This window comes from Gilvimarinus sp. 2_MG-2023, assembly GCF_030547685.1.
Classification (GTDB): Bacteria; Pseudomonadota; Gammaproteobacteria; order Pseudomonadales; family Cellvibrionaceae; genus Gilvimarinus.
In genome coordinates this window covers 34,599-49,650 of record NZ_JAUOQM010000045.1, presented here as the reverse complement: position 1 = coordinate 49,650, position 15,052 = coordinate 34,599, and the positions used below count along the sequence as shown (strand labels likewise).

Genomic DNA, 15,052 nt, shown 5'->3' with positions numbered 1-15,052 from the left:
TTCCGCGCCGTTGATGGTGAATGTCACGGTAACAGTACTGTAATCACCATCACTGTCTTTCAAGGTATAGCTGAACGTATCGGTTTCACTCTCCCCTTCGTCCAACGCTTGTGCTGCTGCGTTAAGCACATATTCGTACTGGCCAGCCGCACTCACGGTTAAGGTGCCGAAGCTGCCTGCGATGGCACTATTAACTCCACCGGTTAGCTCTCCACTCGCTGCGCCCGTGCTCACGCCTGTCACAGTCGTCGCATCCGCACCCAGAGTGTCAGTGTTGGCGTTAGTGCCAGTGATCACGTTACCGGTAATGCCAGTGTCGTCTTCGCTCACTGTGCGTGTATCGGCCACCGCTGCTGGTGCCGTATCGGTTATCAGAATATCCAGAGCCGGACTGCTCGGATTGGTAACACCCAGAATATCGGTCACCGTTACAGACAGCGATTCGATTACATCGCCCGAGCTGTGATCGGTGCTGGTACCCGTGGGATCGTAATCGTAGGTAATCACGCCCGTCGACGCATTGTAGTCGGTCACAGTCAGGGTGCCGTTGGCGCCCGGTACCGTCACATTAATGCTGCTTGCGTTGTTCAACTCCGCCAGAGTAATGGTAGTACTGCCAATGGTCACACTCGCCAGACCGTCCGGCGCTTGCACCGTAAAGGTGGCGCCGATAAGAGAGCTGTCTTCGACCACACTCTCATCGCTGCCGCTAACGCCTGTGCCGTCACCTGGGATGGTTACGGTCGGCACACCTTCACTCGCACCGTTGATCGTGAACGTCACGGTAACCGTACTGCTGTCACCATCGCTGTCGGTCACGGTGTAACTGAATGTATCGGTCTCACTGTCACCATCGTTCAACGCTTGCGCTGCCGAGTTGGTGACGTAAATGTAACCGCCGTCGCCATTAATAGTCAGATCGCCGTAAGTACCCGTAATGACACTGCCCGCACCCGAGGCAATCGCAGCGGTGGCTGTGCCGGCCTGTACGCCAGTAATAGTGCCGCCATCGGCCGCCAAAGTATCGGCACTGGCGTTGATACCGGTCATCACGTTGCCGGTAATGCCTGTGTCGTCTTCGCTTACAGTGCGTGCATCGGCCACCGCCGTAGGCGCCGTATCGGTAATCAGAATATCCAGTACATTACTGACTGTATTATTGGCACTGTCAGTAACACTGATAGCAAACTGATCGATAATACTTTCATCACCACTGCTGTGGTTTTCAGCCGTGCTGTTTTCTGTGTAGGTATAGGAAATTTCACCAGTGATGGAGTCGTAGCTTGTAATTAAAAGTGTGCCATAGGCGCCGCTAATAGACACTGTGGAAGTTGCGCTGGCTCCTGTGATGTCCTGACCTGCAATAGAGATACTATCAATGCCAGCGACGGCTGAAACGGTAGCACTACCACTTACTTGAAGGCCGCTTGCTTCTTCCACAGACTGCTCACCCAACTCCACCCCGTTTTCATCATTAATGGAAATGCCGGGACCAGAAAGGTCAACACTGTAATTTTCGGTGTCAGTAGCCGTAGCTTCACCGTTTACATCACCGGTGCTGGTGGTGACACTGGCTTCGATGGTGGTGTCACCATCGGCCGCCAGATCACTGCCGGCAACGTCGATGCTGAAGTTGCCGTTGCTGTCTACCAAACCGGTATAGGTGGTGTTATTAATCGTGAGGGTAACGGTATCGCCTTCGACCACATCGCCACCGGTTGAGCCGGTAAGGGTGATAACGGCACTTGCCTCTGCCGCATCGATAATGTCATCGGCGGTAATGTCAGCATCCAGCTCTATTGAGGCTGACGGTGGCACCGGCCCGCCGGGCTGGCCAACACCCGGAATGCCGTCAAAGCTAATGACGGCGTCATCGGTTAGCTCACCATCGGTAACAGTGTAGATAACATCGGGAATTTCTCCGCTGTAACCGGTCAATGGAGTGAAACTAAACTCACCATTTTCCAACAGGGTAAAGCTGCCCACCCCCGTCATGGTGGCGGTATCGCCTGGGCCGTAAACGGTGTCGTCACCATCAACGATGTAGCTTTGTACCAGTATGGGTGAACTGTCGATATCGAAGTCATTGTCCAGCGCATTGCCAGTAGTAACCGTATTGGCCGCAGTGGCCAGAGGGCCGTCATCGATGGCAACAGGCGCATCGTTGACGGGCGTAACGACCAGGTCAATTACTGCAACATCCGTAGCGCCAGTGCTATCGGTAACGGTGACCGTGAACTGGTCAGTACCAAAGTAATCTGGATTAGGTGTGTAAACGAACTCGCCGGTAGCAGGATCCAAACTAACCGAGCCGTTGTTCGGCTCCTGGTTGAGCGTGTAGGTCAGCACATCGCCATCGGGTAAATCAACATCGGTGGCATCCACCTGGCTGCTGATGGGGGTATCTTCGGGGGTTGTCAGTATTTGGTCGTCAGCGGTCGGCGCATCGTTAACCGAGACAATTTCAATATCAATTGTACCAATAGTGGTATTTTCACCATCGGACACTTCAACCTCAACGGTATCTTCACCGTTGTAGTTATCAATCGGGGTATAGGTATAGCTACCAGTGCTGGGGTCCAACTCAATGGTGCCGTTGCTGGGGCCTGAAACAACGGTATAACTTAGCGGATCATTTTCCAAATCCGAGGCTTCAACCAAGCCCGAAACCGGTGTATCTTCGTTGGTAATGACACTTTGGTTTTCGACAACCGGTGGCTGATTTGGTACGTCTGGGTTTTCTAATGGTGCCGCTGGGCCGTTCGCGGCAGGGTTAAAACTGTATGCCTGACCTTCGGTTTGCAACTGAATACGATCCACACGAACAAAATCGTGGCCACCACCACCGACACCACCACCTGCGGCAGGTGCCTGCACCAAATCCAACAGATCGCCTTCGCCATTAAGCAGCGCATCTTGGGCGGACTGATCCTGTAAAATAGGGTCATTCTGGTTAATTTCAGCCAGTATCAGATCAATATCCGTGGGACGTAAATCGCGCTCATTTTGTGCCAGCGAGGTTAAAATATCGTCAAATTGCGACTCCATAAGCAAGGAGTCATTAGCGTCGAGTGAAGCTAAAATAGATTGGATTTGAATGTTTTGCAGATCGGCGCCATTTTGTTCCAATTGCGCGAGTATGCTACTAAAAGCATTGCCCTGGAGCAGTTCGTCGTTGACATCCAGTGAGGCTAAAATGTCATTAAATTGGTGTTCTTGCAGCGCCGCTTCGTTGGCATCTAAAGAGGCGAGAATGACGTCAAACTGGGCGTCTTGTAAAACACCATCATTAGCATCTAATGACGCCAAGATATCTTGCACTTGCTGTACTTGCAGCACTCCTTCATTTTCGTCTAACTTGGCCAGCATGGCGTCGAAGCGGCTGTCTTGCAGTAGGGCGTCATTTTCATCCAGTGACGCGAGAATATCTTGTACTTGCTGGGCCTGTAGAGCGCCGCCATTTGCATCGAGCTGAGCCAGCATTTCCTCAAAACGACTATCCTGCAGCAGGGCGTCGTTTTCATCCAGAGTCGCCAAGATATCGCTGAATTGCTGTTCTTGCAGCAACTCATCGTTCTGCTCCAACGAAGCCAAGATGGCATCAAATTGGGCCGCTGGTAGACTACCGGCATCGGCCTGAGTGGCGGTATCTGGCCACATTTCGGGGCTCATACCGACTTCGTGGGCACCGCTTAAGCTAACGGGACTGCCGTCGCCAAAATCGAGCACAATTTGAGTATCAGCTTGAGTGATCAGCTGTTCGTCACCTGCAATCGTATCGCCCACGCTTAACTCTCGCAGAGCGCCGTTATCAGATTTTGCCCAGGCTTGTCCTTGCAGGGAAACGATATCTGTCGCTTGAGTACTCATATGCCGATGCCTTATTTTCAGAAATTGTTAACACGCCCAATGCACAGACGGATTGATCATAATTAGAGTGTAGAAGGAAATAGACGCCAGATAAATTGTACCTTGGTACAATATAGCTAATAGGTATAATTCGGGTGAAATATACCTACTTTAGAGATAAGAAGAAGGGACTAACGATCGGGACGAAGCTGTAAAGTCAGCTGCATTCGGTCCCGCACGTTAAGTTTTTCAAAACAGGCGCTGAGATGAGCCTTAACCGTACGCTCGGTAATGTGCAGGCGATGAGCTACCTCTTTATTACTCAACCCTTCGGCCACAGCTTCGGCCACGGCAAACTCTCGTCCACTTAACTTACTTTTCGCCTGCGAATATTCAGGCTTAGTGGACGACGCGGGCTCGAACAAGAGAGCAGTCATCAAATCGCGCCCCAGCCACAGACCATCGTATTCAACCGCGGTCTTTACCCGCTCCAGCTGTTCCGGTGCCGCGAGCGCATGCAAGTAGCCAGAGCAGCCTAAAGAAATGAGCTCTCGCGCCTCAGCGGCCGTCTCCTTTAAGGTAAGAGCGACAATTTTGGCCCCCGCAGCTTTGCACTCATGTAAATGTGCCCGCCAGGGCCCATCCATCACCAGCCACACCAATGTATTGGTGTCGACACTCACCTGTCCCGGCGGGTAATCGACAAACACACAGGCATCGCTAAAGGCGCTCTGCCAGCGTTTGGAATCGATATTGGCGGATGATATAAAAACTGACTGCATTATCGCTCTGTCAACGCGTTTTGCTTCGCCCGAAGGATAGGTTTCAGCAGATAAGACATCACCGTTTTCTTACCAGTAATAATATCAATCTGAGCCGTCATCCCCGGAATAATAGGCATAGCTTTATCAAAACCTGCCCGCTCGGTTCGCACCCGAACCAAATAATATGTTTGATCGTTCTCTTTGTCGGTGATGGTGTCGGCACTTATATGCTCCAGCTCACCGGACAAGCCCCCGTACACGGTAAAATCATAAGCGGTAAACTTCACCATCGCTTTTTGTCCGGGGCGCACAAACGCAATATCTTTGGGTGAGATTTTAGCCTCAATTAGCAGCTGATCGTCCAGCGGGGTCATCTCCACCACTTCGCTGCCTGGCTGCACGACACCACCTTCAGTGTTAATAAACAATCGTTGCACCGTGCCGTGCACCGGTGCGCGAATATCGGCGTACTTCACCCGATCGGCCAAACCCAGTCCCGTCTCAGACAAACTCGACAAGGACGCCAAGGTTTCCGACAATTGCGAGCGCCACTCGTTTTGCGCCGCCAGCGTAACCTCTTCAATTTTGTTTTGCGCCTCGATAATCGCAGACATAATTCTTTCGCGCTGAGCAATGGCTTGGTCGCGCTCACCCTCGGCATTCGCGAGATCACGCTCTAAGCGCAGAATTTCCACCTCAGAGATAGCTCCGCTGCCCAGCAGAGGCTTAGTCACTTTAAGCTCCTGCGATGACAGCTCTGCCGCTCGGGTTACTTGCTTAAGTTTAGCATTGACCTCTTGCAATTCCTCCTCACGCTGTAACAATTGTTGCTCCGCGCGCGACACCTGCTGCTTTAACTCTTCCAGGTTGGAGTAATACAAAGTGGTCTCGTTATCGGCTAATGCAGGCTCCTGTTCGCTGACCGCACTCGGAATGACCAAGGATTCACCCTTGGCAAGAGCCTCAAGCCGAGCGGCACGAGCTAACAGCGATAAATACTGCACTCGGTTTTCCCGATACGATGAAATATAGCGCGTCGGGTCAATTTGCATTAACAGCGCCCCTTGGTCGACGACTTCGCCTTCGCGCACCAAGATTTTTTGCACCACACCACCATCGTATGATTGCACTATCTGTGTTTGCTTAGACGGGATCACCGTCCCCTCACCGCGCGCCACTTCATCCAACTCAGCAAAGCTGGCCCAGGTAATAAGGGCCAATATCACCAGCAACATAACGTATAAAAGACCGCGCGCACGTACTGGCTCCTGCTGAACCTTAGCCCAATCGGCATCTTCCAGCCAATCTTGCGATACACCGGCAGACGGCGCTATCCAGCGATGCCAAAGCTTATCCACATAGCGCGACAAAGGGCGCGACATCTTGTCAATCGCCTTACCGACTCGGCCGAATCGCTGCTCTTCTCGCGTCGCCATCAGCCCGCTCTCCCGATGCGCCCTTGACGCAGCGCCTCAACCACCTGATCCTTCGGACCATCGGCGACAATCTTACCCGCGTCAACCACGATGATTCGATCAACCAAACTCAACAAAGACGTCCGATGAGTGATCGCCAACATGGTTTTCCCCTCGCAGGGCGCAACAAGCTTAGCCTTTAATGCCTCCTCACTGGAGTGGTCCATTGACCCGGTCGGCTCATCCAACAATAAGATGGGCGGATCGGCAATCAGTGCTCGCGCAACAGCCACACACTGTTTTTGTCCGCCGGACAGTAGACCACCACGCTCACCTACCTGCATCGCCAAGCCCTGCGGGTGCGAATTAATAAAGTCCGCCAAGCCACACAGTTCAATGACCTCCATTAATCGGGCATCGTCGACGTGTGGATGTGACAATGTTAGGTTTTCGCGCAGCGTGCCTAAAAATAAATTTACATCCTGTGGCACATAGCCAATATTGTGTCGCAACTGCGCTGGGTCGAGTTGACCAATATCAACATTATCAACCAAAATATTGCCCGTCGATGGTGAGTACAACCCAGCCACCAGTTTTTGCAGAGTCGTTTTCCCCGAACCATTGCGCCCTAAAACGGCGACTCGCTCGCCCGTCTCCAGCGTAAAGCTGACGTCTTTAAGCACTTCTCGCTCATCGTTAGGATAACGAAAAGACACTTTTTTAAATTCAATTCGCCCCTGCACCCGGGGCACATTGACCCAATCGGTTTCCGCGGGACGCTCCACCGGTTTATTCATCACCTGCTCAACACCTTCCAGTGCTGTTGCGGCTTGATGATATTGCATCATCAAGCCAGCACTCTGCCCGATAGGCGCCATAATACGCGATGACATCATGTAGGCAGCAATCAAACCACCCTGCGATAGTTGGCCATTAATAATGAGATAAACGCCGGTGATAATAATCGACACCGCCACCATTTGTTGAATCCAAAGTGACCCGGCGGTCACCGAGCCCGACAACAGGCGAGTTTTGGTGTTGGTGCGCGAGAGAAATACGGTGGCTTTTTCCCAAAGCTGTTGCATACGACCTTCGGCGGCAAGAAACTTTAGCGACTCTAGCCCGGTAAGACTCTCCACCAACACCGAATTGCGCTGACCACTGGCCTCCATACTTTGCAATGAAAGCTCGTGCATACGGCGCTGAACGGAAGCGGCATATAACAGGCACAAAACCGCCCCTATGACAATTGGAACCACCAACCACCATGAGGTCAACAAGCCAATTACCAGAATAAAAAGCAGCACAAAAGGTAAATCGATAAACGCCACAATAGTGCTCGACCCGATAAAAGCCCGAACTGATTCAAACGCCTGTAAGCCCGATGCAAACGAACCGACCGAACTGGGCTGTTCGGATAACTTCATACCTAGCACGCGCGCCATGATATTGGCCGAAAGGCGAATATCGATACGGCTCGCGGCCAAGTCGACAAACCAAGCGCGAACTATTTTTAACACGAGGTCTGCAACCAGCACCAACACCACCCCAATAGCCAGTACCCACAGCGTTTCAGTGGCAAAATTAGGCACAACCCGGTCATACACATTCATGACAAACAAGGGCATTGCGAGGGCGAAGAAATTAATCATCAGCGCCGCGATCATCACATCGCGATAAAGGCTGCGGTGGGATTTAATCACATCCCAAAACCAATGGCCTTTAACGACATCATGTATGCCGGCGTTGCGGGCAGTGAAGTTTACTTTGGGGCGGGCGTAAATCACTCGCCCACTGTAGAGCTCTTGCAAAGCTTCAATGGAAATTTGGCTTGCGGTCTGCCCCAGCTCAGGAAACACAACCTCGGCCATTCCCCGGTCGGAATCGAGCGCCAACAACAAGCAGGCTTTGTTGTCGTTAAGGATAAGAACCGCTGGGAGTAACGCTTGGTTGATACTACCGAGGGGGCGATGCACGATTTGCGAGGTTAAACCCGCCCGAGAAGCGGCGCGCTCAAACAAAGATGGCGTTAACTGTTCCTGCTGTAAAGGCAGGCCAGCCAACAATGTCGATTCAGTAGTGCGAATACCATGGGCCTTAGTCAGGGCCACAAGACAAGCCGATAAAGGCCCGCCACGTAACGAGGCTCTTTTGGCTCCGCCAGCTTGCTCACTCATAGACTCTTACATCCTTCTAACACATCGAGTCAATCTCAAACTATCCCACAGCAACATAGGATAGCTTGTCTGCACACAACTGCCAGTATGCTATTTATCCATCCAGATGGCGAACAGTAATTTGCACACGGTTAGTAGCTGGCTGCAGTGGGCTGTCAGAGTCGTGTTCCGAATCAACAATACTGGCTGATTCTAAACCATGAAATACCAAATATTCACGCACTGCTTTAACACGCGCTTGAGCAACGGATTGCTGCAAGCTGCTGGCCGCTGGCTTCATACGCGCACGAACGAGCACCTCAGACACAGCGCCATCATCACTGAACTGTTCAACTAAGCGCTTAAGCCGCTGTCTAGCCTGAGAGTTAATAACAGTTTCTTGGCCGTCAAACAGATTCTTCATCTCCAGGTTAAATACATTGGTAATCAAATCAGCACGCCCATAGGCTTTCGGCGAGACACTCGGGCAAACGCTTGAGGGCTCAACACTGATTTGGGTCATCTCATCATCGATACTGCCCAGCATTGGTAGCTCTTCATTAACAATACCCAGAGTTGATACCAATTGGCCCGATGCATTCAGCACACGAGCATAAGCCACATTTAAATCGTGATGGGCAATAATCAGGGCTCGACTCGACTCATAGTATTCATTTTCCGCATCCAACATGTCCAACAAGGTACGCTGGCCAATTTGAAACTGTTCGGTATAGGCGCCACGCACGCGATCACTGGCATCGCGATGCCGACGCAGCGATACCAACTGTTCAGTCAGCTGATTCACATCATTATAGGCGACTTGAGAGTCTTGACGCAGATTCACACAAGCTTCATCACGCCGGCTTATGGCAGTATCCACCTCGGCCATGGACTGGCTAACGGCAGCCCGATCACTGCCACCGCTGTAAAGGTTGTAAGTAAACGCCAATTCAACTGCGGCCTCATCGCCGAAATCTCTCTCATCAAAGCGATCGTCAAACACACCTAAATTTTGTTGTGTGCCGTAACTGGCGCGCAACTGAACCGTTGGGTAGTAATTGGATTTTTGTGATTTCACCCCGGCCTGCGCCGAGGCTATATTTTTAATGGCCGCATGAAAGCCCGGATTTCCCTGGTAAGCCAGACTCAACAATTGATCCACTGAGGTGGGTATATCACTTCCCACAAGATCAACTGGCGCGAGTGAAGAAGGCGGCAAGTTACCGACTAAACGCAGGTATTTAGCAGTAACATCGTGTAAATTGGACGCTTCAGTCAGTAAGTTGGACTCAGCCAATGCTACTCGACCATCCACTTGATCCAGATCTGCGCGGCGCCCCACCCCCTGATCCACACGCTCTTTAATTTGGCCTTGAACATCTAAATGCTCTTGATAGTTGGAGCGAGCCAACTCCAGCAAAGCGCGGTAGCGCACGATATCTTCAGCCACCGCAAAGGTCTCAAGCGCCACGCTATCAACCGTATCGCGCAATTCTAAATAGCGAACTTGGCGAGCCTGATCTAACCGATTGACCTCGCCACTGGTGCGAAAACCGTCGAATAACATTTGCGTGAGGGAGATCTCGGCCCGGTTGGTCGTGTAATCATCGCGATCATCATAATCACGGCGCGCCTTACCAGTGCCAGCGGTGACATCAATAGAGGGGTAGTAGCCGCCTTTAGCGCTGCGCATTGAATAGTGCGAAGCCTCATAGGTGTGCATGGCCGATTTAACTTGAGGGTTAGTTTCTAAGGCCTGCAAAACAGCATCCCGACTGGTTTGTGCCTGCGCAGCTCCTGTGAGCGATAGAAAGGCCGCTAAGCCCAACACTCCGGCAGTTAATGGTAACTTAGACAAGCGAGCTGTCATGCATCTTCCTCATTTTGTGTATTACGGCACTCGGTTATATAGTTGAACTTGGGTGCTCTGCCAATATTGTCTGGCAACTACATACGCACCGCGGGCTCTACGCGATTACAAATATTTGCTCAAGCTAACTCAGTATAAAATATCGTGACACGCATCACACTTATTGACACTGTATTCAACAGCAGGGGCAATATTACTTTAGCTTAGTAATAGATATCAAGAATTACCTATCTTTTTAGTATAAAAAAAGTATGTTATTTAATCAATCGCGATAAACTCAGGCTATCGAAGGCGCCACTGCTCCGTTTTTGATCCAAGGCCGATTATAAAAACAAAAAAACCGTCTTCGCAGCAAGCACGAAGACGGTTTAAGTATAGGATACGATGGGTGGTTTAGGTGGTTTCGTAGCGATCGATAATGTCGCGCACCAGACCACTGCGCACGATATCCTCACGCGCGAAGCGATGTACATGCACGGTGTTTAAGTCACGCAACTTATTGATAGCGTCTGCCAGTCCATTGGCACCTTTGATATCGCTCTGTTCGATATCGCCATTTATAACCACCTTGCAGTCCTCTCCGATGCGCGTAAGAAACATCTTCATTTGCGCAATCGAGGTATTTTGTGCTTCATCCAGCACCACAAAGGTGCGATTATTGAACGTTTTACCGCGCATAAAAGCCAAAGGTGCTGCCACAATACGACCGTGACGCAAACAATAGTCCACCGTACCGGCACCTAATCGCTCATTCAAAATATCGCGGAAGGCATCGATGTAGACTGAAAACTTCTCATCCAACGCGCCAGGTAAAAAACCCAGCTGCTCACCAGCCTCAACAGCCGGTCGCGTCAAGATGATCCGCTCTATTCTGCCCGACTCCAGCGCCTCTGCCGCCAGAGCTCCGGCACAGTAACTTTTCCCCGTACCGGCCGGGCCGATACCAAAGGTGAGGCAGTTTTGTTTGATTGCATCGATGTAAGCTTGTTGGGCGGAGGTTTGTGCTTGAAGAGGTTGGGAGGTGCGCTGGGGGCTGTAAGCTGTTTCGAGTTGCTGGGAGCGGGATTTCATTTCGACAATATTGCCGTCATCCTTTCGCTTGCGGGCCGACTTACCTCGCCCTTTTTTACCGGACTGAAAGCCGCCGTCGTCCATACCGTAATGATTACTGCGTCGTGCGTGAGATCTTTTCGCCATGGGTACTGTCCCTTTCGGTCAAAGTTAACACTGGCGCATCGCTTAGCCGGTTCACTCTGGCTCGCGATGAGCCCTACCTGATTACGCGAAGAAAAATCACTCCTGTGGTCGATGAATGAATATCCGGACACATCGTCTTAAGGGATAAAACACAATATGTGGCCTCGAAAATAATACTAAGCCCAATTTGTGGGGTTGGTCAATGGCTTTTTACTATTTTGAACAGCCCATCACTGCGCGCACATTATTTTGTCACAATCGATCGATACGCTGACACAATGCCCTAATATCCAGCAAAGAATGCGCCCCATTATGAAGCCAAACGTTGTGATGGATCCTGCTGATAAAACTCAACATACTGAGCAAAGACTTGGGGATAGGTTTGAGCCAATAATGCGGGCAACTCGAAAAACACCTCACTGGTTACCGCAATAAATTCAGCGGGATTGGTCGCCGCATACTGATCAATAGCAGTGTTGCGACCTCGGTGTACTTGCCCAGAAAAATCTTCATAGGCACCACTAAATGCCTCAGTCCATGCCGCCGCCGACATACCCGGGCGCAGTGGTGGGAAACCATCGGCCGAGCCATTGAGCATATCCAATTTATGCACAAACTCGTGAATCACTAAATTGTGGCCATCTACCACACCAGCTTGGGCGGTTTCATCCCACGCCAGCACAACCCCGCCGCGCGCCCAGGCTTGTCCGGCTAGGTGCTGCTCCATTTCATGAGCAACACCGTATTGATCGAATTGAGTTTGTCGAGCTTTGAAGGCCGCCGGATAAATAATGATGGATTTCCAGCCTTTATACCAATGCAGCCCTAAGTTAAGGATGGGAAGGCACGCCTGCAGGGCAATTAGCAATGCCATATTACCCGTCAGTTGCAGTCCGCCAATACCAACAAAATCTTTTTGCTGAATAAACAAGATGGCCATGCGACGCAATTTATCGAGCTCGGCCTGACTTAAGCCGGCCAAAATAGGCAAACGAGCTAACACTTGTTGCCAATCGCGCTCATCGATTGGGTGGTTGTTAACAATGCGATTATCACGCCAGCGGCGCCAGCAATTAAACATCAATCATTGCTCCCCGAGGGGCTGGGATTGGGGGTCGTCTTGCGCCGTTTTCCTTTATTTTTTTGATCGCGCAGGCGATTTTTTACCTTGCCCTTATCTTTGTCAGCGCGAGATTTTCCCGAGCTTTTTTTGGCAGCTGGCTTTTTTCGCCCCGCCACTTTTCCCGACGAACGGACTTTTTTAGGGCCTTTGTACCTTGCTTCAAACCCCGCCACGGTTGTGGTTTTGGCAGGCCCGCCGAGAAACTGCTCAATCGTCGCCATTCGATTCCAAGCCGGCGCACTAACCAGTGAGATAACACAACCGGCCTTACCCATTCGCCCTGTTCTACCCGCACGATGGATAAAACTCGGTACGTTATAGGGCAGTTCGGCGTTTATTACCAAATCTACTCCAGAGATATCCAAGCCCCGCGCCGCAAGATCGGTGGCCACTAGTATATTGACCTCACCGGCGGTAAAAGATTTGTGCACTTGCTTACGCACTGCGGCATCCATTTCGCCGTGTAAACAAGCTGAACGGCAACCGGCTTGTTTCAGCACTTCGTTCAAGGTATTGGCCTGCTCACGTTTGTTAACAAACACAATGGCACGGCGAAACTCGCGCTCTTGCAATAGAGCCGGCAGCAAACGATCAACGTGCTCTCGATCATCCACCAACACTTTTTGCAAAATGCGATTATCCATGGAGCTTGCCACATGAATATCGGCCCGTTTATGTGGGTCCGTCAGCGCGGTAATAAACTCTTCCAGCCCTGCGCCCTGCAGCGTTGCTGAAAATAACAGGGTTTGTCGCTCGGGGTTGCAGTTCATCGCAATCTGGGTCACTTCATGGGAAAAACCCATATCCAAAGTGCGATCTGCTTCATCAACCACTAGAAACTCTAAGGCCGACAAATCAATACGAGCCTCGCCCACATACTCCGCTAAACGACCAGGCGTGGCGACCAGTAAATCTGCCTCGGGTAAATAAGTCGCTTGAGTTTGTTTGTGGTCACCACCGGTTAGGGCGACGACATTAACCGAATCGCGATCGCAGAGCTTGCGCCCATGCTCGACGATTTGCCGAGCCAACTCGCGGGTAGGCGACAAAACCAATGCCCGTATGCGTGCGGTTTTCCGTTTTTGGCTATGTAGCGCCTGCATAATCGGCAACAAAAATGCCAGGGTTTTACCCGAACCCGTCGGCGCCGAAACAACACAGTCCTCACCATCGAGCACAGCTTCAATCGTGCGCTCCTGTACTTCGGTGGGCTGCTCTATCCCCATACGCTGCAAGTTGCGTAACAGTACGGGATGATCGATATCGGAAAAACCAGGAAAGTCGGCCACAGGGTGCCTCATAAAAAGCGCCGCACTCTAGGTGCGGCGACAGAAGAAAGGAAAGTCAATTAGCGTGTGTACATTGGATTAGGTCAAAGAAGACACTATCGAGATCATCACCCCGGCGGCAATTGCCGAACCGATAACCCCGGCCACATTAGGCCCCATTGCATGCATTAATAAATAATTTTGCGGATTGGCCTCCAAGCCCAACTTGTTGGACACACGCGCCGCCATAGGCACCGCAGACACACCCGCCGAACCAATCAGTGGATTGATTTTGTGTTTCACAAACAAGTTCATAAACTTGGCGGTCAGTACGCCCATGGCGGTACCAATACCAAATGCAACAATGCCCAGCACTAAAATTCCCAGTGTTTTGGGATCGAGAAACTTATCGGCCGCCAACTTAGAGCCGACCGACAAGCCCAAAAAGATAGTCACAATATTGATTAGGGCATTTTGGGCGGTATCACTTAGGCGTTCGACCACGCCACATTCGCGCATCAAATTACCAAAACAGAACATACCTAATAGTGGGGCCGCACTGGGCAGTATCAAGGCCACCATAATCAACAGAATCAGCGGGAAAACAATCTTCTCGCGGCGCGATACGGTGCGCATTTGCTCCATCTTGATTTGGCGCTCTTTTTCGTTGGTCAGCAAGCGCATAATAGGTGGCTGAATCATCGGAACCAACGCCATATAAGAGTAAGCGGCCACCGCAATAGCGCCCAACAGTTCAGGTGACAGTATACTGGCCACATAAATAGCGGTTGGACCATCGGCACCGCCAATAATCCCAATCGCCGCGGCATCGGCAATAGAGAAGTCGATAATACCCGTCACAGACAGACCTACCGCCCCCATTACCGTAGCAAAGATACCAAACTGTGCTGCCGCACCTAAGAATAAGGTTTTAGGGTTTGCCAGCAGTGGGCCAAAATCAGTCATGGCGCCAACGCCCATAAAAATCAGCAAGGGTGCTACACCAGTGCCAATGGCAATACTGTAAAAGTTGTACAGCATACCGTTGGCATAGCCTAAATCTGCCGCTAAACGGTTTGCGTCTGCCTGGACTCCGGCCGAGGCGTGCTTATAGGCTTGGGCAATGACCTTGATGCCGGCATCGGCCTGCTCACCCAGCAACTGAGCAATAGGGCCAATCACATCGGGATAACCCGATGCTAGGGCATTTTCCACCGCCGACATAGACAGACCGGCCCCGGGAATATTGGATAAAATACAACCAAAGCCTATGGGCACCAGAAGCAATGGCTCAAAGCCTTTGCGAATGGCTAAAAATAACAACAGCAGACCCACCAACATCATTGCCGCCTGACCTAAGTCCAGGTGGTAGATGCCCGAGTCATGCCAAAGACGTAAAAAATTCTGCAT

At 51.2% G+C, this 15,052-nt stretch carries 9 protein-coding genes; all 9 read right to left on the bottom strand.

Features of this window, described 5'->3' with window-relative positions:
- A partial coding sequence (locus Q4526_RS11200) for an Ig-like domain-containing protein (protein ID WP_215977166.1) occupies positions 1 to 3,870 on the bottom strand: 3,870 nt, incomplete at its 3' end.
- 170 nt (positions 3,871 to 4,040) lie between these two features.
- Positions 4,041 to 4,631, bottom strand: a complete 591-nt coding sequence (locus Q4526_RS11195; RefSeq protein WP_215977165.1) for a response regulator transcription factor — start codon at positions 4,629 to 4,631, stop codon at positions 4,041 to 4,043.
- Complete coding sequence (locus tag Q4526_RS11190; protein ID WP_303604283.1) at positions 4,631 to 6,049, bottom strand: HlyD family type I secretion periplasmic adaptor subunit; 1,419 nt, start codon at positions 6,047 to 6,049, stop codon at positions 4,631 to 4,633. The genes Q4526_RS11195 and Q4526_RS11190 overlap by 1 nt, the downstream gene beginning before the upstream one ends.
- Positions 6,049 to 8,205: a type I secretion system permease/ATPase gene (locus Q4526_RS11185; protein ID WP_215977164.1), complete on the bottom strand. Its 2,157-nt coding sequence runs from the start codon at positions 8,203 to 8,205 to the stop codon at positions 6,049 to 6,051. Before Q4526_RS11185 ends, Q4526_RS11190 begins: the two co-directional genes overlap by 1 nt.
- 94 nt (positions 8,206 to 8,299) lie before the next feature.
- Positions 8,300 to 10,054 (bottom strand): TolC family outer membrane protein, encoded by a 1,755-nt coding sequence (locus Q4526_RS11180; RefSeq protein WP_215977163.1) that lies wholly within the window; start codon positions 10,052 to 10,054, stop codon positions 8,300 to 8,302.
- Positions 10,055 to 10,447: 393 nt separating this feature from the next.
- The gene (locus Q4526_RS11175) at positions 10,448 to 11,251 is read right to left on the bottom strand and encodes a PhoH family protein (protein ID WP_215977162.1); all 804 of its coding nucleotides are present in this window, start codon (positions 11,249 to 11,251) and stop codon (positions 10,448 to 10,450) included.
- A 310-nt stretch (positions 11,252 to 11,561) separates the two neighbouring features.
- The gene (locus Q4526_RS11170) at positions 11,562 to 12,332 is read right to left on the bottom strand and encodes a zinc-dependent peptidase (RefSeq protein ID WP_215977161.1); all 771 of its coding nucleotides are present in this window, start codon (positions 12,330 to 12,332) and stop codon (positions 11,562 to 11,564) included.
- A complete protein-coding gene (locus Q4526_RS11165; RefSeq protein ID WP_303609635.1) occupies positions 12,332 to 13,675 on the bottom strand; it encodes a DEAD/DEAH box helicase in 1,344 nt (447 codons plus the stop codon). The genes Q4526_RS11170 and Q4526_RS11165 overlap by 1 nt, the downstream gene beginning before the upstream one ends.
- A gap of 66 nt (positions 13,676 to 13,741) precedes the next feature.
- Complete coding sequence (locus tag Q4526_RS11160; RefSeq protein WP_215977159.1) at positions 13,742 to 15,052, bottom strand: sodium ion-translocating decarboxylase subunit beta; 1,311 nt, start codon at positions 15,050 to 15,052, stop codon at positions 13,742 to 13,744.

Excerpts from the sequence above, each read along its gene's own strand:
- Q4526_RS11195 (WP_215977165.1), bottom strand. The coding sequence starts at position 4,631 with ATGCAGTCAGTTTTTATATCATCCGCCAATATCGATTCCAAACGCTGG.
- Q4526_RS11190 (WP_303604283.1), bottom strand. The coding sequence starts at position 6,049 with ATGGCGACGCGAGAAGAGCAGCGATTCGGCCGAGTCGGTAAGGCGATT.
- Q4526_RS11185 (WP_215977164.1), bottom strand. The coding sequence starts at position 8,205 with ATGAGTGAGCAAGCTGGCGGAGCCAAAAGAGCCTCGTTACGTGGCGGG.
- Q4526_RS11180 (WP_215977163.1), bottom strand. The coding sequence starts at position 10,054 with ATGACAGCTCGCTTGTCTAAGTTACCATTAACTGCCGGAGTGTTGGGC.
- Q4526_RS11175 (WP_215977162.1), bottom strand. The coding sequence starts at position 11,251 with ATGGCGAAAAGATCTCACGCACGACGCAGTAATCATTACGGTATGGAC.
- Q4526_RS11170 (WP_215977161.1), bottom strand. The coding sequence starts at position 12,332 with ATGTTTAATTGCTGGCGCCGCTGGCGTGATAATCGCATTGTTAACAAC.
- Q4526_RS11165 (WP_303609635.1), bottom strand. The coding sequence starts at position 13,675 with ATGAGGCACCCTGTGGCCGACTTTCCTGGTTTTTCCGATATCGATCAT.
- Q4526_RS11160 (WP_215977159.1), bottom strand. The coding sequence starts at position 15,052 with ATGCAGAATTTTTTACGTCTTTGGCATGACTCGGGCATCTACCACCTG.